This is a genomic window from Bartonella sp. AA78NXGY, from assembly GCF_042197005.1.
GTDB lineage: Bacteria > Pseudomonadota > Alphaproteobacteria > Rhizobiales > Rhizobiaceae > Bartonella.
In genome coordinates, this window is the sequence record NZ_JBHIRI010000001.1 from 40,026 (window position 1) to 58,662 (window position 18,637).

Below are 18,637 nucleotides of genomic sequence, written 5' to 3' on the forward strand. Positions count from 1 at the left end.
ATTCACAGGCGACATCGTGAAATAGGAAGCACTGAGAAATATTTTTTTAACAAATGCGTAAAATCGAATAAAAAATGACAGTAAAGATGGATGTTGATTTTCCCCTTTACAACTTCATATCTTCCTACAACTAGGCTATTTACTTGTTTTAAGAGGTTACACCCAAACAGATATATGCAATATGCTCATTCCATATATAAAGACAAAGGTTCCTAAAAAGAACCACACCACCTGTATAAAAAGGCAATTCAGCATACTTTAAAATACCACTTTTCCATACAAACACTGTTACTATATGTAGTTTGACATAAGATTTTGTACTAAGTGAAAAGAGGTTGGACGAGTTAGGAGTAGGTGGTAATTTTTTATTTTTATAGCTATTTTTTTACCATTAAATACGCATTTTGTTAAAATAAATTTTTAACACTCTAAAATTGCAAAAAAGTGTGAAAATCAGAAAAAGTCGAAATTTGGTAGTAAAGATGAAAAAAGGCTTCGGTACAATACCTAAAGTGGAGCAAGACGACCAAGTTTTAAAAAGCCTAATTTTACCCACCCATTGTTAATGAGCAAGGAAAGAACGGGAGCGCCATCCGCATTTTTAGGCAAAGCACCCAAAATAAAAAATAACGCTTGAAGATTATTGGCTTGCGCGGGAAATAAGCGCTGCAGAGTGTCAAGAAGCTTCATAGACTGAATAAGGACAAGTTCAAATTTTGCTGTCAAATATCCTTCATCATCAAAAGAAAAAGGTCCACTAATACGCACTGCACCACCTGTATGAAAAGTCAATTCACCTTGCTTTAAAAGTCCACTTTTTCCATACAGTCGCTGTTTCCAATTTTTTTCTTCATCTTCAGACAAAAAAGAAATGTCATTTAAAATCCATTTCAAATTGCCATCAATTTTAGGAATATCAACAAAAGAAGATTTTAAAAAAGAAGAAGCATCAAAACCGTCAAAAGTTATATGTCCCGATAAATCATTCTTTTCATGTTTTAGATCAAAACGCAAAAATTCTGCCGTTATTTTTGGGGAAGCTTCTTTTGGCTCTAACGGCTGAATAATCACGTTATGCGTATTTTGCAAAGATGCCGGATCTTCAATATTTTCTTGTGTCGTTTTTTTATCTATCGTTTGTGCTCTTAATGCTTCTTGAAGCTTTTGATCTTCAGGGGAAGAGGAAAAAGATGAAATCTCAAGCCCTTCAGCTATAAACTTCAATGTTTTACCCGTTTTCCAATAAGGCTCTGTTTCAATCACCAAATTGCGCCAATGCGATACTATGGGAGTTTTTCCGGAAAAAACAATTAATGCAGGAGAATGAACATTAAACTCGACCAAATGAGGTGCGTAAATTGGTGCACCAGCTGTCAAACGCCCCGTCGATAAAGAAAACCCATGTAAAGGCCAAGAAAATTGAAACTTGTCACAAACAACACCGACACGTAAAGGATAACCATCCTTGTGCACATTCTCACATACCGCCGCCATATTATGGGAAGATACTTTTGTGAATATATCAGAAACATAGTCTTCTATTTTACGTGAAAAAAAAAACCAGAGTGCGCTATAAATAAATATCAGAGCAAGACAAAAGAGCCCACAAATTAAATAACTCAAAGAAAAACTTTTTTGTGATGATGGTATTTGAAAGGATTTAGACAATATTCAAACTTTCTTTATCTCTTAACTTCCTCCCCACCCTAAAAAGGATAAAGATTCCCAACCACGTTCAGTTTATACACAATCCAACTTCTTAATCGACCGGATTTTATCTACTGATCACTTCAAGAAGTCCCTATACATCGTTCTAAAGTACAGTATCTCATAAGCTCAATAAACAAGATTTTCTTAAAAAAAAACCCATTACACCCTTTAACAAAAAACACCTCATGTGTAAAGTTTTACATAGATTTTCTACCTCTAGCTTAAACCATACTGTTTTACAGCACAACAAAAATGATAATGAATAGTGTTTCTTAACGATAAAGCCATTGAGCCCCCCATCTTTACGCTTATGGAGACCCCAAAGCCAGCACCATCATTATATTTGGCTAGCCCCCAAATGTTGCGACAGCCCTTGGCACTTAAGACAGTTCATAAGAAGCATTTTTAGTCTTTTCTTATACAGTTTTGCCCACACGCCAGCCCTCCTTGTGACATGCAAACAAGAGGTTTTTATTGAGTCAACATACACAGGTTTGGAATGAGAAAACCTTACTATATTCAGGATTCTCATTCAATATACAAAACCGTGAATTACCTATATAAATCAATTTGTTGTCAACAATCACACAAGTACGGGCGGTGTACAAAAAATCTGGTGTAATGCGCTTTCAAACCATTGGCTCAAAGCTCGATCATAGATTAAACGACCTTTCAAATGTGCACAAGCAGGTTGAGCACCTTTTTCAGTCAATTTATGTGCCGAACGCACGACCAAACGCCGCATCATAGCGCGTGTAAATTCAGCATGGAACTGCAAGCCCCATGCATTGTTTCCATAACGAAAAGCTTGTGTAGGATATGTATTCCCTGTTGCCAAAAGCATTGCCTCTTTCGGTAAATCATAAATACCTTCATCATGGAAATGGTAGACCATCTCTGGCCAATTCATCAATTCCTTCCCTTGTGGGGTTGCTTCTAGTGGATACCAGCCGACTTCAACAGTCCCATCACTTCTTGTACCAACGCGCCCCCCTAGATTTCGCGCTAACATTTGTGCTCCAAGACAAATACCCAAAAAAGGCTTATTTTCCTTTAGTGATAACGAAATCCAATCAATTTCCTCACCAATATAGGCTTCGCTGTCATTCACACTCATCGGTCCCCCTAAAATAACAACGCCGGCATAATGCTCTAATGTATCAGGGAGTTTTTGTCCAAAAATAGGACGATAAATATCAAGAACAAAACCATTTTGTTGTAAAAATTTTCCCAACCGACCAGTATAGGTAGAGCGCCGATGAATAACGACAGCAATCCTTGGTTTGTTATTTTTTTGTTTTTTATCAAGACATCTCTGATTTAAAAACATTTTTTAACCAATCACCTCTGCTACCAAGCAAAACTTTATTTTTAAAGCATAAGAGAATAATTTTATTGGACAAGACTAACGATATTTTTTCTTCTAGGTCAATTGTTTCTTCTGAGAAAACATTCGTATTATCAACATTGGTGCAATTTAAAATAAACGAAATTTTTTCCTCGATAAAGATGTTTCTTCTTCTGTTTTAACCCCTGGATCATCAACATTTAAGTGAGTTTGACTGAACATTTTTACATCTTTTTCTTTTATATCTTGTTTCTCCACCTGCACATTATGCAAAAGAGAATCATCTACAGGTGTTAATTTTTCAAGCTTCTTATCTCCAACATCATCACTTTTTCCCATAACATACTCTTTGTCTTGCCTTTTCGACACAATATTGTCCGCCTCTAATGTGAGAGAAGGCATACAAGGAGGCGCCTTCCATTCAAAACAGCCCAAACGTCCACTGATTGGAGAAACCACTGACCAAGAAGAAAAAATGGCCCCATCACACATCCACACTGGATCACGTTCAGCACGAAGTGCTAAAGAAAGCCATTGACGCACAGCACCTTGATTGTTTCCCTGTGCCTCTTCAATATCTGCCAACAATAAATAAACACTTTCCCGTGGATGACATTGTAATGCTTTTTGTGCCTTCTCTCTTGCTAATGCTGTTTCACCAGCATCCAAAGCTGCTTTAGCAATAAGGAAAGCCGACTCAAATGCATCTTTATTATAAGAAGCAAGTGTCTTAGCCCTTTTCAATCGCCCAATGGCTCCTTCTTCTCTTTCAAGATAAAGCGCTCCCAAGTCAGGATGAGGCTCCTTTTGCCAAGCCGCTATAATCATTTTATCCGCTTTACGCGTTTCGTTTAATTTATAAAGAATATCAGCAGCAATAACTATTATTGGAACAAAATCAGGCGCCAATTTATGGGCTTTCAAAATAGCTTCACGTGCTTGTACAGGATGTGTATCAAACAAAGAAAGTGCCTGCCCACTTAGTAGTAAAACCTGTATATGCTGCCGCTCTGGAATCGCGCGAATAGAACGCGGGAGAGCTTTTTGCGTTCTTTCAAAAATAGTAAGTGCCTTATCCCATTTACCCTCAGTACTTAACCGATCAAGCACCGCCTGATGCGCCCATAAAAGTGCTGGCGATAAAGTCAGTGCCTCTTCAGCATATTGTTGCGCTGCCTCATAAGCTTTACTCTTCATTGCTTCACGAAACAAACCATAAAGTCCAACCAGTTTTGTCGGATCTTCCTTTCTCATCTCTTCATAAAGACCGATGGCGCGAACAGAGTCATTTTGTAAAGACAAGGTTTGCGCTTGTAAGAGTTTTACCAATGGCTCTTGTTTCCCTGCAAGATATTTAGCAACACGTGCTTCCATTTTTTGCGCAACCATACTATCACCAGCAAAAGTTGCAAGAATCCCCTTTGAAAGAGCTTCGTAACCACGCTTTTGATGGCGTTTATAAAAATAATTGGAAAGAGCATTCGGTATGGAAAAAAAGAAAGACAATAACCACCATAAAAGCACCAGCGTTACAAAAAATAAAATAAGCACACTTAACACTGTAAGAAATGAAGCAGAAAATCTGAAATGCAAAAATGTGAGAACAAAAATACCATTGTGATTAGCAACCCACGTGAAAGCTAAACCGAGGATACAAACAACAAAAATATAAATAAAAACACGTATCATCTTGGGCCTATTTACATCTTTGTTGCTTTAAAAGATCCTTGTTGCACAGACAATAACAATTGCTGCAACAACTGTTGAATAGCAATATGTCTTTCAAGCTGCTTAACAAAATCCATTGAAACATCTTTTGCACTTTGGGGCAATGATTGCCATTCGCTCAAAGCCTTTTCGTAATCACCAGCTTGAATGGCAACTTCCATGCGTGCCGCAATAGCCCCCAGCGTTGTCCCTTCAACATTTCCAATCGGTCGCGAAACAATGAGCCCTTTTATCCACGCTAAAATTCGGTCAAAAAAACCAGCATCTGACGCAACAAGATTTTGCGTACCAACAATTGCATCAGCAACATGAGCAAAATCAACTGAAAGTTGTGCTGAACTTGGAAGACCCACAGTAGCTGTTTTTTGCAACACATCAAGTCCATTAATCGAAGGCGATAATTGCCGCAACAGCTTTAATTCATTATTATAAGATCCACCACGCTCTACAGCATTTTTTAATGAACTAATTGCAGTAAAGAGCGCGGTATCTATTTCTTTTTTCTCACTATTTTTAACAGCAGTTTCTTCCTGTAGTGCTTCTAACTGTTGTTTTAACGCAGCAAGATCATTTGCATTGCTCTGCCCAACAGACAAAGCCGTCTCTATCTCTTTCGACTTTCTAACAAAAGTTTGTACAGTTTCTTCAAGAGCTTTTACTTTTTCCTCTAAAATCGCAAAAGCTTTTTTGCTTTCTTCTTTCGATAGTTCATCATTTTTCGTTGTTTTAAACTGTTGTGATGAAAAAGAAGAAAACTCTGTTTTTAACGTATCAATTTCTTGAAAGACCCGCCTCAATTGTTCCTTTGTGTCTTCACCTTGACTTTTTGCGGCTTCAGCAATCTGCAAAGCTTTTTCTCCTCTAGCAGAATTTTCCACAAAAGGAGAAGGAAAAAAACCAGCCCATTGAAGCCCCATAAAAATTCCCAAAGCAATGAATCCCCCCAAAATCCCAGAAAGGGATAAGAAAAGCCAAGTTGTACTAGAGATACTTTTATCCTGACCTTGCATATTCTGTTCTTCTCGCGCTTGAGATTCTACAGAATTATGGATTTTTTCCTCTGAATCATGGGGAACAGCTTCATGTTCAATAACTGGTTTCTTACGGCGCGTACCAGCATAATGTGGTTTAACTTTTGGTTTTGAAGAATCGACCATCTCTGTCACTTTTCGTGCACACTTTTTTTAATGATAAAATAATAAAATGAAAAAAGTTTTAAAAACGCAGCTTTTCTCAATAATATTTACAAGTATCGCCTTTAATAGACAAGTTTTTAAAAAACATTTGCATTTTATACTCGAAAATACAGCTTTATTTTTTAATCAACGATATCATAAAATTCAAAGAAAATGCCAAAACACATATTTTTCATAGAAAAAACAATTCTAAGAGAAATACTTTGCATCTTTTTCTGTTCATGGTACGCACGCAGGAAAGAAGCTTCAATATAAGGTTTTGTTTAAAATGCGTCTGCTGGGAATAGAAACAAGTTGTGATGAAACGGCAGCGGCTGTCATTGAATATAACAACGAATCAAACAGCCAAATTCTTTCCAATGTTGTTTGGAGTCAAATTGATCACCATGCACCTTACGGCGGTGTTGTTCCTGAAATTGCTGCTCGTGCCCATGTTGAAGTTCTTGATCATTTAATTCTGCAAGCACTAACAGAAGCAAACACAAAATTAAAAGATATTGATGGCATTGCAGCCACCAGTGGGCCTGGTTTGATAGGAGGATTGTTGGTAGGCGTTATGAGCGCAAAAGCACTCTCTCTTGCCACTGGCAAACCATTTATTGCGGTAAATCACTTAGAGGGACATGCTTTAACAGCCGTGTTAACGCACAACGTCAGCTTTCCTTATTTATTACTTTTAGTTTCAGGAGGTCATACACAAACAATCATTGTTCATGGAGTAGGCAACTATCAACGTTTAGGAACCACTATTGATGATGCATTAGGAGAAGCCTTTGATAAAACAGCAAAACTTTTAGGTCTTCCTTATCCTGGTGGACCAGCACTTGAAAAAGCAGCTTTATTTGGTGATAAAAATCGCATCCCTCTTCCACGACCTTTAAAAGGTGAAAAACGGTTAGACTTTTCTTTTTCAGGACTCAAAACTGCTGTTCGACAAGCCGCAACAGCCATAGCTCCCCTTACAGAAAATGATATTGCTGACATTGCCGCAAGTTTTCAAGCCGCCGTGACTGATACGGTACGTGATCGTGTTCACCTCGCTTTACAACACTTTGCCCACCAATATCCTCTCTCTCATGATCAAGAAAAGCATTCTCCTGCTTTAGTTGTTGCGGGCGGTGTTGCCGCAAACCAAGCCATTCGCTCTACGTTGCAAGAACTTGCCCGTCAACATGGTTTTGAATTTATAGCCCCTCCTCTTTCCTTGTGTACCGATAATGCTGCAATGATTGCTTTTGCCGGTGCACAAAAACTCGTACGAGGAGAAACAAGCTCTCTTGACATTGCACCCCGCTCACGCTGGCCATTAGATGAAAAAGCCCCGCCCTTGATCGGGATGGGACGCCGTGGAACAAAAGCATAATAAAATTGACGTCCTACACACACCTTAAAGAACGAAGATTTCTACTCAATCCGGTCTATAGATAGTCCGAATTCTCTATCGAGCAGATTCCACCTGCTTCCCACTCACACAATTCACTTAACCCAAAGATCGACACGTAAACCTAAATATTCACCACACATTCTTAAAAACTTCATGTTTCAAAAAACTGCCTTATATCATTACACTTCAAATGACGGTATTTTACAGCATAATAAGACGCACTCTATCCCACAAAGCATAGATATGAATGCCATTCGTTGACCTCATCATCTTTGACCATTTATTCGTTTCATTGTCATTGTAATTTTAAAGCTTTTTAGAACCAATTTTCTTGCTAAATTCTCTCCAACGCAATGCTCCAATGATCCTATAGTAACTACATTTCAAACAGCAGCTGAAAAGATGATTAAGCTTCCACATGGCTGAGCAATTTTAAGTCTATTAACTTCGATACACTGATATATTTTTCTGCTACAAGATAAGCAAAATACCTTTATACAACATGAAATATCAATGGAGCGCATTTTTCTATATACAAGTTATTTTGAAATAAGAAAAAACAGATAATGCCCGTTCTTTACTCCATTTTAAAAATCACCCTTGATGATATTACAAAGATACTTATAAAAATTGGACATGACGAATGCATAACAATCTATGAAAAAGGTGAACACATGGCTTATTGGCTTTTTAAATCTGAACCCCATAAATGGTCATGGGAGATGCAAAAGAAAAAAGGAGCTGATGGCGAACAATGGGATGGTGTACGCAATTATCAAGCCCGTAACAATATGCGCGCTATGAAATATGGTGATAAAGGTTTTTTTTATCATTCAAATAAAGGTTTAGAAATTGTAGGAATTGTAGAAATATGTGCTGAAGCGCACCCTGATTCTACAAGCTCTGATCCACGCTGGGAATGTGTGGACATCCGTGCACTTTGTGACATGCCAACACCTGTTTCATTAAAACAAATTAAAGCTAATCCCAAACTAGCAAATATGGCGCTGGTCAAAGCCAGCCGCTTATCAGTGCAACCCGTGACAGAAGATGAATGGAAAGAAGTCTGTTTGATGGGCAACCTTAAGAGGGAAATGCTTTTATCTTAAAACAATAATTTTTATTCATTAACTCATATAAAAAGATGCTTCATAGCGCAGAAGAATAAGCACAACACCTCCTTCTGTTGAGGTATTCTCATGCTAAATGCATAAATATGATATTTTTTTGTCATTTTTTATCCTGCACTCTTTCTCAATACAGTCTCCTTCCAAATTACACAAAAAACCTCTTTATGATGCATCTTTTCGGCATTGCTAAAAGCAAGGCTTACTCAACAATTATAATAAGCAACACCATGAACATAACACACAGCCCCTTCGCACACAAATGCAACGAAAAAACAAAACTGAACGTGGATAAAAAACAATAAAAATGATCGTGAAATTCTCCTAAACAGTGCATATGTGCTAGGTGTTGCACAATTCTCTTCACACTTAAAAAACGCATCATATTGCGTGTTTATTGTTTTGCATGTTGGACGAGTGCGCCTCATACCGCAGGATTCTCTCATTCCCAACCTGTTTTATATTGAATCAATCAAAAGCTATTTGCTTGCACATTCTAAGCGGAGAAAGTCCCATATAGATAAAAAACGTGAAAGAAAGGACTAAAAATTCCTCCTATGAATCGTCTCAAGTGCCAAGGACTGTCCGCAACACCCACGAGCTGGCAAAGTGAATGATAGTGGCAGCTTGTTTCTCCATAAGCGTAAAGATGATGACACTCAATAGCTAAAACACCTTCTAGAACATAAAAAACGCTTCCAACCAATACGTAAAATACCCTGCAGACGGAATACCTTCTTTTCAGCAAGCAACCATTAGAAATTATAAAAGTTTATTTTTTAGAAGCGCTCTTTTTTAATTTTCCTCTTTTAATTTTTCTTGCATGAAATCTTATTTTTCATGAAACTATATCAATCAGTGCATCAACATGCCTATAAGGAAAAAAATGAACCACTATACTCTTTTAATCGTTGAAGACGATGATCTACGCCCCATTTTAGTAGAACAATTGCAAATGCATCAAGAATTTAAAATTTCCCAAGCAAAAACAGCAGAAGCGGGAATGAGAATAATCCAAAAAGAAAATATTGATCTCACTATTTTGGGATTTCAACTTCCTGATCTTGATGGCTACAAAGCCGTTAAACAATTACGCACCCAAGGATTTCGTGCCCCCATTATCATGATAATAAATTATGATACAGACTGTGATAATATTTTAGATCTTGAAACAGGCGCCAATGATTATGTAATAAAACCCTTTCGCTTTGCGGTGTTATTGGCGAGAATTCGAGCACAGTTGCGCCAATATGAACAAAATGAAGACGCAACCTTTCATATTGGTCCCTATACTTTTAAACTAAGACAAAAACTTCTTCTTGATCAATGCAACAATAAAATCTGTCTCACAGAAAAAGAAGCAGCGATCCTTAAATGTCTCTATCATGCCAATGATAAAATTGTCAGCCGTGAAACATTGTTAGAACAAGTTTGGGGATATAATGAAAATATTGTCACCCATACTTTAGAAACCCATATCTATCGTTTGCGACAAAAAATCGAAAACGATCCCTCCAATGCACAAATTCTCATGACAGATCAAAATGGTTATCGTTTAAATCTTTAATTCGAGATTTACTGTTTCAAAAATAATTTTAATATCCTAAATGAAAACAAAAACGAGATAAAAAAACTTCGCATATAATAATTCGAATGCTATTACATAGAACTTACTCTTATGACAAAAGATATAACATTATGAATAAAAAACGAAATATTCCAACATGAGAACCAGAAACAAAAATGCTTTCAAACCTCACAATATACTTTGTAACTTCTGTTTCACATGCTTTTGTTCTTTCTAAAGTTTTTAATATGTTTCGCATATAAATAATCGTGATATCTTTTAGCAACATTCTTGATCATAACTATCATCTTTAGATGAGTGCTATTTATAATTATTTTTTTCAGAAAAACCGCTCCACGCATTGCTTTATCTCACATTCACTAACCTAACTTGAGAGATGTTTTTTATCTTTATAGTTTTCCTCTATTCTTTATGACTTTATCTCCTCTTAAGAGGTTATATAATTCATGATATAACGCTAAATGTTTATCCTAACGATAAAGCCACTGGGCACCACCATCTTTACGCTTATAAAAGAACAAGCCAGCACCATCACACTTATGTTAGATCTTGATGTTGCAGAGGAGCCCTTGATACTTGAGATGGTTTATAAGAAGCATTGTAATCCTTCCTTGTACAGTTTTTACCACCATAAACCATATTATGTAAGATCTCTTGGACTCTGCTATTTTTACGTTTACGAAGATACCAGCATTTTTTTCTTTTAAAATGTTTCCACTATTCATGAAATATGGTTCGGTATATAGATACTTGAGATTTTTATTCACATACCAATTCCACATATTAATGTACAAAAGAATATTTTTTAATTGTAAATGCAAAAAATTGAAATAAGAGAATGCCTCTATATTTGCGATTCTTATGACAATGACAAAATGATTAATTATCTTTATAAATTAAAATATTTCTTGTCTGTGGTGATAAAGCAGGAATAAAAATACGTCGCGACTGACGACGCTGTACGAGCAAACCCTGATAAACACGTTTTTGTGCCTGACACATTAAGAGTCCACCAAAATAAGGCAAAAGATAGCGAGCAAATGGCTCGTAAAAAAATGAGAGCAACCGCGAAAAATACCCCGTAGAGGGCATATAGTGTACAATTTCTTGTATTGGTCCAGAAACAAAATTTGTTTTTTCGAACAAACGAGTAATTTGTTGCCGACTATAGGGTTCGCCATAACCAAAGGGCGTAGTAATATTGCGCGCCCAAAAGCCAGAGCGATTAGGTACAATAACGATCAAGTGGCCATTGGGTGCTAAAACACGCCATATTTCATTCAACGTTTCAAATGAATTTTCTGTATATTCTAATGCATGTACCAATAAAATACAGTCAACTGACGCATCCGGAAGCGGCAAATCTTCTTCAAAAACAAGCGCTGTAGCAACTTGCTCAGAACAAGGCCAAGGCGAAACACCCTGAGAAGCTGGCATAAAAGCAAAACATTGTTGGGCACGTTCACGCAATGTAGAAAGATAAGGAAGTGCATAACCCAATCCCATAATCCGTTTATCCGTAAGATCAGGCCACCATAAATTCAATTGGTCACACAGCGTTTTTTGCACACGCAGTCCAAGTGCAGAAGCATAAAAATCTTTCAGCGTAACGATATCCAACTCAACATACCATGTAGAAACAAATTTCAAACATTACAGATTTTCATATACCAAACCTATATGGACTTCTGCTTTTTTTCCGCAATAGCGAACATTTCAATATTGCATATTTTAAACTTAAATGATTAAAAAATCAGTACAATAGGATGATTATTGCCTTACAAGCACTTTAATCATTTTTTTGGAGATAAACCCCATAGAGGTTCTTCATATACTGTTTTTGACATCAATTAAGAAAAAAGCCAACACTGGTTAATTAAAATGAAGCAATCTTTCAAGATAGTTTTTTTCTTCTTCTGAAAGATGCTCTTTACCAAGACGTTTGCGAATTTCATCCAAAATCTGCCGCGTACGCATTTGATCACTTTCTTGTGGTAGTGCCTCGCCTTCTTGTTCTTCATCTGTTGTTGAAGAAAGTGGACGTCCTAACGGATCTTTAGGACCAAAATCAGCATTTTGATCATCTCCCGTTTCTTTAAGTGTTTCGCGCATTTTTTTCAAAACATTTTGTGCACCTTGCCTCAAAGATTCCAAAGCATCAGACTGATTTTGTATAGATACCTGATGATTTCCATTATCAAGAGCATTTTCCGCAGAATTCATTTTTTCTTCTGCCCTTTTCAACGCCCCCCCTGTTTCAAATCCTTGTTCTGATAATTCTTTTTCTAATGTTGATAATTCAGATTGCAATTCAGCTTGACGTTTTTTTAAAGATTTTTTTTGTGTTTCCGGTACATTTTCTCCGCGTTTTTGTTCCATCTCTAACTGATGTGTTTCATTGAGAATTTCTTGCTGACGACGCATTAAATCTCCAAGCTGGTCCATCTTTTCTTTCATTTGTGCAGATTGGCTTTTTTCTCCCTCATTTTGATTGCCTTTTTGCACATGCAAATGATCAAGCGTCTGTTCAACTTCCGCCAAGAGTTGTTCAGCTGCTAAAGAAGAGCCCGTTTTAGCCATTTCCTCAATTAAATTTAGCTTTTCTTGTAATGTAGATTCAGAAAGATTAGGACTTTTTGAGCTTTTAGAATTTTTAGAAACTTGACTATCCGGTGCTTTTTCAGCCAAAGCACGAATATACTCATCCATAGCTTGACGTAAATCTGCCATAAGCCGTTCAATTTCTGCCGCTGAAGCACCGTAACGCAATGCATCACGTAAAGCAGCTTGTGCTTGTTTTAACTTTTTTTGCACGGATTCAAGCTGATTATCTTCAATACCCAAAGCAATTTGCCATAAATAATCCACCACATCGCGCAAATCCTCGTCTGTTTGTGCTAAAGAAAGTCTTGTCCACGCACTTTGTAGAACAATAAAATGCGATGCATTTTGCAACCCCTTTTCTGGACGCACAAGCAAAGCAGAAAGCATATCCAATACACGCTCTTTCACAGAAGCATCAAGAGCTAATAGACGACGCAATTCAACCACTGCGCGTGCAACAGGATTCGAAAAAACACGCTGTGGTAATATCATAACAAAAGTTTTGCTACGCCCTTTCTGCCCCGCACCATCTTCTGCCACCAAAGTAATTTTGACTTGCGAACCTGCCCATGGATGCGCTGATATATCCTGCACCATTCGCATTTTCCCCTTTCCACCACGCGGAAGAAGAAGTTCTATTTCCGGAGCATTATAAAGAGAAGAAGCACTTTTATTCTGAGGAAGAAAAGGCTCTATTTCAACAAAAGCCTTTGTCACACCATAATCATCATCCACCACATATCGTAACTCCAATGATCCCGTTAAAATCCTCCCTGGTTTTTCCAACCAATGAATTGTTGGACGCGTGTCCTTAATTATCTGCAAATGCCATTGCTGTTTTTTACGACGTGATGATACAAATAAATTTATTGGATGCTTTAAATGTGTTTCAAAATGAACAATTGGATCATTCAAAGCTGTTTGTTCCGTTTTCTCTGAAAACGAAACTTCCCTCCCATCTTCTACAGACTTTGCTTTTACTGTAATGCCAGCCCCATTGACAACACGCACAACAACATTACTCCCTTCAGGGATTTCTAGTTGTGTTTTCTCATCTTTTGTCAAATAAATCGGTGCCACACCGGTATAAGCAGGTGGTGTTACCCAAGCATCAATCCGCATGAGTTTTTCATCAACGATAGGACGAAAATCAAAGGCATCAGCCAAACGCCCCCCTTGTGAACCAAAAGAAAAACTAAAAGCGCACACAAAAAGAAGAGCACACAAAGCCCTCAAAGCCAAAGGATCATAATCCGCATTATTAAGAGAGATAAATCCAGTTTTTAAATGGTATAATTGCTTTGCCATTCGGCGTTGATGTTCACGCCAAATAACAGCACTAAAATCTTCATCATTTTCAGAACATAAACGATCTGTCTGAATATTCAAAGGCTGGTGTCTAAGATCATTGACGCGTTCAAGGCGGCAATTTACTTCCCGCATTGTGGGAAACCGAAAACGAATAAGAAAAAATAAACTCGCCCCAGCACAAATAAGTATAACCCCAAGTAAGAGCAAATGTGACCAATAGCCCAAAATACCAAAAAGTCCCAACCAGCTAAACGAACAAAAGAGACTAAGAACGAGGAAAAATGGCAACAACCGTACCCACATCCGTTCAAATGAAAGGATCCCCCACATCAAAATGCGCACACACAAAAGCTTCATTGCAAAACCTTTGATGTTTTTATTTTTCATAAACAAGCATTTATCCCCTTTTATCGTGGTGCATTAAGATCATAAACCCCATACAAGACAATTTCTAGAAAATAAATTGTTTCATCAAAGTTTAGTAAAAATAAGACCCAAAATATTTAATAATGCTCAATCTAATTTGGGCTCAATCCAATCTGGAATATGATCACAGCCTATCAATTGTGCATAATCAAGGCGTGGACGAATGACTGCATAACGTGTATCCTGAACCAAAACTTCCGGCACCAAAAGTCGACTATTATAAGTGCTTGCCATCACTGCGCCATAAGCCCCTGCTCCTGTTAACATCAAAACATCACCCGCTTTCAACACTGGCAAAGAACGTTCCAAACCTAAATAATCACCAGTTTCACAAATAGGACCGACAATATCAGCATTAATCAGAAGGGCATCTACTGGTGTTTTTTTCACTGGCATTACATTTTGCCACGCATCATAAAGCGTTGGACGCATGAAATCATTCATCGCCGCATCAACAATAACAAAATTTCGTCCTTCCCCCTTTTTAAAATACACAACCGATGTCACCAACACACCGGCTTCACCAACAATACTACGCCCAGGTTCTAGGATAATATTGATCCCTAAAGGCGCAATATGTTTCTTTACCAGTGCTGCATACTCAAAAGGAGAAGGTACTGGATGCTTCTCATAACCATAAGGAATACCAAGCCCGCCCCCAATATCGATATGGGTTATCGCATAACCATTATTCCATAATTGACGCACAAAATCTGCAACAATAACAAATGCATCTTCAAACGGTTTTAAATCACAAATTTGACTGCCAATATGGAGATCAACACCACACACATGAAGACCAGGCAATTGAGCTGCTTTTTTATATACATCACCCGCCAAAGACAGTGGAATACCAAATTTATTCTCAGACTTACCTGTTGTAATTTTCTTGTGAGTCTTAGCATCCACATCAGGATTAATGCGTAAAGAAATACGAGCCGTTTTTGAAAGCGCAGCAGCCCGCGCCGATAATTGTTCAAGTTCTGGCTCTGATTCAACGTTAAAACAATAAATATCTTGTGCAAGAGCAAAATCTATTTCTCTCACTGTTTTACCAACACCAGAATAAACAATATTCTGCGCAGGAATACCAACAGCAAGAGCACGCCGTAATTCCCCTTCTGAGACCACATCAGCTCCCGCTCCATTGTTAGCTAAAAGTTGTAAAACTGCTTGATTGGAATTCGCTTTAACCGCATAAGCAATTAAACTCGGCATATCATGAAATGCATTCTGATAATCTTTAAAATGTGCAACGATTGCGCTAGCTGAATAACAATAAAAAGGTGTTCCAACTTCCCGCGCAAGTTCCAAAAGAGAAAGACCTTCAGCGTGAAGCACACCCTGATGATAAGAAAAAAAACGCATAAAAATCCCTATTGTATTAACCGATCAAGAATAAAAGGTTTATCTGTTTTGCCTTGAGAAACAAAAGTTCCTTGTGAAGAATTCACTCCTGTTGAAGGAGGTAACTCTAATGACCCTTTACGCCCACACCCAACGATACCCAAGCCCCCCAAAAGGACAATCATCAACCCCTTTAATATAATTTTCATCTGTCCTCTTTCCTCATCTCGATTTCTTTTTTACCTTTAAAATACAATCACTCAAGCGCTCACGAGACGCTTTTTCCAATACGCAATTTGCCGAAGAACCTCTGAAGGCGCTGTTCCCCCAAAGCTTTTACGACTTTCAACAGATTTTTCAACGGTCAAAACATCAAAAAGTGTTGCATTGATATCAGGACAAATTGCTTGAAGTTCATCTAATGATAAATCATGAAGGCGACACTGTTTTTTTTCTGCCAATGCCACAGCACACCCTGTGATGTGATGTGCTTTGCGAAAAGGAATCCCTAAATTGCGTACAAGCCAATCCGCAAAATCTGTAGCTGTTGCATACCCTAAATCCGCTGCTTGTTTCATGGCTTTTTTATTCACTTTCAAATCAGCAATCATCCCTGTCATTGCTGCTAGTGATAATTCCAAACTCAAAGCCCCATCAAACACATATTCCTTATCTTCTTGCATATCCTTTGAATAAGCAAGCGGTAATCCTTTCATCACCGTTAACAATCCCATAAGTGCACCATTCAATCGACCTGCTTTCGCTCGTACTAACTCTGCCGCATCAGGATTTCTCTTTTGTGGCATAATAGATGAACCCGTTGAAAAAGCATCTGATAAATGAATAAAACAAAACTGTTCACTTGACCAAAGAATTATTTCTTCTGCTAAACGTGAAAGATGTGTTGCACAAAGAGCGCCAGCGCTTAAAAATTCCAATGCAAAGTCACGATCTGAAACACTATCAATTGAATTGCGTGTAGGTTCCCGAAAGCCTAGCGCTTTTGCTGTCATAAAACGGTCAATTGGAAAGCCTGTCCCCGCTAAAGCAGCCGCCCCTAAAGGCGATTCATTCATTCGCTCAAGAGCATCACGCATCCGCGATAAATCTCGACCAAACATTTCAACATAAGCCATCATATAATGACCCAATGTTACAGGTTGAGCCAATTGTAAATGCGTAAAGCCTGGCATAAAGGTATCAACATGTTGTTCTGCGCGAATAAGTAATTGCTCTATCAATCCTTTTAAAGCTTGTGCTATCTTTTGCGTTGCTTCACATACCCACAAGCGAAAATCAACAGCAACTTGATCATTGCGTGAACGCGCCGTATGCAAACGCCCAGCTACAGGACCTATCAATTCGCTCAGCCGCGCTTCAATATTCATATGAATATCTTCAAGCTTTCGTGAAAAAACAAATTTACCGTCTTCAATTTCTTGGCGAATAAGTTTCAAACCATGAACAATTTTTTCATAATCTGATTGTGAAATGATTTTCGTTTGCGCTAACATAGCCACATGAGAAAGAGAACCTTCAATATCTTGTCGATAAAGTTTTTGATCAAAATCAATAGAAGCATTAATTTCTTCCATAATTGCAGCAGGAGCTGCCGCAAACCGACCACCCCACATTTGGTTCTTTAACTTCTCATCTGTCATATTCTGAAAATACCCATCCAAAGGACAAAATTATGATTTTTCAAATTTTCATCAGCGAAAAAAACAATAAAAAAAGGCAACTCTCCCTTGCATTCTTTATCATTGCATTGAGTTTATACGCAACCATAAACTACGATACCAAAAGAGAGTTTTTTCTTTTCAATTTCATTTCAGTAGCACAAGCACAAGAAATAAATACTGATAAAGCACGAGCAGAAAAAATGATGGCGATACGAAAAGCAGCAAAAGGCTTTTTTAGCCACATACGATTTGCTGATACGCCCTCAGATATGAATAAACTCTCTTTCAAGGATATTCTAGGAAAAGAGCACACACTCAGCGAATTTACTGGAAAACCAATGCTGGTCAATCTATGGGCTATTTGGTGTGCACCTTGCCGCACAGAAATGCCTGAACTTGCGCAATTAAAACGTGAATTAGGTGGAGAAAACTTTGATGTCATAGCTATTAATATCGATAAAACTGCTTCTCCTGAAAAAATTCAGCAATTTTTACAGAATATTCATTCAGATAATTTGCTTTACTATCGCGATGAAACAATGGATATTTTCAACAATGTTAGAAAACAGGGGCTCGCTTTAGGACTCCCCATTACATTGCTCATTGATAAAGAGGGATATCTCATTGCTTCTTTCAATGGTGCAGCTCCGTGGGCCAATGACGATGCCAAAGCACTTATAAAAGCAGTCATTAAAGAAGCCCTATAACTTTAATAACCGCGTCTTTTTAAACGTTGTATAACAAGATCCAGTGCTGACAAAAAAGCAGAACGGTCTTTACGAGAAAAAGGACGGGGACCACCTATTATACTGCCCTGTCCACGCAAATCTTCCATCAAATTGCGCATCGCCAAAGCCTGACCAATTGAATTTACATCAAAAATACGCCCCGTTGGCGAAAGACAAAACCCCCCAGCTTGCACAACCCGTGCTGCTAAAGGAATATCACTGGTAATAACGATACTTGCCTCATGCACATGTTCTACAATCCAATCATCAGCACCATTGAATTCACCAGCAACGACCACTCTTTCAATGAGTGCTTCATCTGGAAGGGACAAAGAACGATTTGCCACAACAAATGTCTTAAGCTGATAACGATTCATCACACGATAAACTTCATCTTTTACAGGACAAGCATCCGCATCAATCAACAAAGTGATAGCAGGCTTTATTGGGATATTCAT

Annotated in this window: 14 protein-coding genes; 4 read left to right on the plus strand and 10 right to left on the minus strand. The window is 37.9% G+C overall.

The features are described from left to right. Window positions 1-507: 507 nt before the first annotated feature. From ACFINL_RS00175 to ACFINL_RS00190, 4 genes are all read right to left on the minus strand, one after another. Entirely contained in the window at window positions 508-1,611 is a 1,104-nt protein-coding gene (locus ACFINL_RS00175; protein WP_375649248.1) for a DUF2125 domain-containing protein, read from the minus strand. Window positions 1,612-2,293: 682 nt separating this feature from the next. Further along, window positions 2,294-3,040, minus strand: coding sequence for a glutamine amidotransferase (locus ACFINL_RS00180; protein WP_375606037.1), 747 nt, complete (start codon window positions 3,038-3,040; stop codon window positions 2,294-2,296). A gap of 147 nt (window positions 3,041-3,187) precedes the next feature. Beyond that, window positions 3,188-4,747 (minus strand): heme biosynthesis protein HemY, encoded by a 1,560-nt coding sequence (locus ACFINL_RS00185; RefSeq protein WP_375642816.1) that lies wholly within the window; start codon window positions 4,745-4,747, stop codon window positions 3,188-3,190. Window positions 4,748-4,758: 11 nt separating this feature from the next. Beyond that, window positions 4,759-5,943, minus strand: a complete 1,185-nt coding sequence (locus ACFINL_RS00190; RefSeq protein ID WP_375648847.1) for a hypothetical protein — start codon at window positions 5,941-5,943, stop codon at window positions 4,759-4,761. Window positions 5,944-6,250: 307 nt separating this feature from the next. Between ACFINL_RS00190 and tsaD the strand changes: the two genes are divergently transcribed. From tsaD to ACFINL_RS00205, 3 genes are all read left to right on the plus strand, one after another. Next, window positions 6,251-7,345: a tRNA (adenosine(37)-N6)-threonylcarbamoyltransferase complex transferase subunit TsaD gene (gene tsaD / locus ACFINL_RS00195; RefSeq protein WP_375645297.1), complete on the plus strand. Its 1,095-nt coding sequence runs from the start codon at window positions 6,251-6,253 to the stop codon at window positions 7,343-7,345. 695 nt (window positions 7,346-8,040) lie between these two features. Further along, complete coding sequence (locus ACFINL_RS00200) at window positions 8,041-8,475, plus strand: EVE domain-containing protein (RefSeq protein ID WP_375620936.1); 435 nt, start codon at window positions 8,041-8,043, stop codon at window positions 8,473-8,475. A gap of 904 nt (window positions 8,476-9,379) precedes the next feature. Next, window positions 9,380-10,060 (plus strand): response regulator transcription factor, encoded by a 681-nt coding sequence (locus ACFINL_RS00205; protein ID WP_375648850.1) that lies wholly within the window; start codon window positions 9,380-9,382, stop codon window positions 10,058-10,060. A 900-nt stretch (window positions 10,061-10,960) separates the two neighbouring features. Here ACFINL_RS00205 and ACFINL_RS00210 read toward each other — a convergent pair. The 5 genes from ACFINL_RS00210 to argH form a co-directional block, all read right to left on the minus strand. Continuing rightward, window positions 10,961-11,731, minus strand: a complete 771-nt coding sequence (locus ACFINL_RS00210; protein ID WP_375612730.1) for a class I SAM-dependent methyltransferase — start codon at window positions 11,729-11,731, stop codon at window positions 10,961-10,963. 222 nt (window positions 11,732-11,953) lie between these two features. Next, window positions 11,954-14,383, minus strand: a complete 2,430-nt coding sequence (locus tag ACFINL_RS00215) for a TIGR02302 family protein (protein ID WP_375628587.1) — start codon at window positions 14,381-14,383, stop codon at window positions 11,954-11,956. Window positions 14,384-14,509: 126 nt separating this feature from the next. Beyond that, window positions 14,510-15,790, minus strand: a complete 1,281-nt coding sequence (gene lysA, locus ACFINL_RS00220; RefSeq protein ID WP_375648862.1) for a diaminopimelate decarboxylase — start codon at window positions 15,788-15,790, stop codon at window positions 14,510-14,512. An 8-nt stretch (window positions 15,791-15,798) separates the two neighbouring features. Beyond that, on the minus strand, window positions 15,799-15,978 hold the full coding sequence (locus ACFINL_RS00225) for an LPS translocon maturation chaperone LptM (protein WP_375612216.1): 180 nt from the start codon (window positions 15,976-15,978) through the stop codon (window positions 15,799-15,801). 51 nt (window positions 15,979-16,029) lie between these two features. Continuing rightward, window positions 16,030-17,430, minus strand: coding sequence for an argininosuccinate lyase (gene argH, locus ACFINL_RS00230; protein WP_375612215.1), 1,401 nt, complete (start codon window positions 17,428-17,430; stop codon window positions 16,030-16,032). Window positions 17,431-17,462: 32 nt separating this feature from the next. On the opposite strand from argH, the gene ACFINL_RS00235 reads away from it, so the two are divergent. After that, window positions 17,463-18,158: a TlpA disulfide reductase family protein gene (locus tag ACFINL_RS00235; protein ID WP_375612214.1), complete on the plus strand. Its 696-nt coding sequence runs from the start codon at window positions 17,463-17,465 to the stop codon at window positions 18,156-18,158. Between the two features lie 2 nt (window positions 18,159-18,160). Here the strand turns inward: ACFINL_RS00235 and ACFINL_RS00240 are convergent, their stop codons facing one another. Continuing rightward, window positions 18,161-18,637, minus strand: a complete 477-nt coding sequence (locus tag ACFINL_RS00240; protein WP_273790302.1) for a YaiI/YqxD family protein — start codon at window positions 18,635-18,637, stop codon at window positions 18,161-18,163.

Coding starts and splice junctions, on each gene's coding strand:
- ACFINL_RS00180 (WP_375606037.1), bottom strand. CDS start 3,040: ATGTTTTTAAATCAGAGATGTCTTGATAAAAAACAAAAAAATAACAAA.
- ACFINL_RS00185 (WP_375642816.1), bottom strand. CDS start 4,747: ATGATACGTGTTTTTATTTATATTTTTGTTGTTTGTATCCTCGGTTTA.
- ACFINL_RS00190 (WP_375648847.1), bottom strand. CDS start 5,943: ATGGTCGATTCTTCAAAACCAAAAGTTAAACCACATTATGCTGGTACG.
- tsaD (WP_375645297.1), top strand. CDS start 6,251: ATGCGTCTGCTGGGAATAGAAACAAGTTGTGATGAAACGGCAGCGGCT.
- ACFINL_RS00200 (WP_375620936.1), top strand. CDS start 8,041: ATGGCTTATTGGCTTTTTAAATCTGAACCCCATAAATGGTCATGGGAG.
- ACFINL_RS00205 (WP_375648850.1), top strand. CDS start 9,380: ATGAACCACTATACTCTTTTAATCGTTGAAGACGATGATCTACGCCCC.
- ACFINL_RS00215 (WP_375628587.1), bottom strand. CDS start 14,383: ATGAAAAATAAAAACATCAAAGGTTTTGCAATGAAGCTTTTGTGTGTG.
- lysA (WP_375648862.1), bottom strand. CDS start 15,790: ATGCGTTTTTTTTCTTATCATCAGGGTGTGCTTCACGCTGAAGGTCTT.
- ACFINL_RS00225 (WP_375612216.1), bottom strand. CDS start 15,978: ATGAAAATTATATTAAAGGGGTTGATGATTGTCCTTTTGGGGGGCTTG.
- argH (WP_375612215.1), bottom strand. CDS start 17,430: ATGACAGATGAGAAGTTAAAGAACCAAATGTGGGGTGGTCGGTTTGCG.
- ACFINL_RS00235 (WP_375612214.1), top strand. CDS start 17,463: ATGATTTTTCAAATTTTCATCAGCGAAAAAAACAATAAAAAAAGGCAA.
- ACFINL_RS00240 (WP_273790302.1), bottom strand. CDS start 18,637: ATGAATATCCCAATAAAGCCTGCTATCACTTTGTTGATTGATGCGGAT.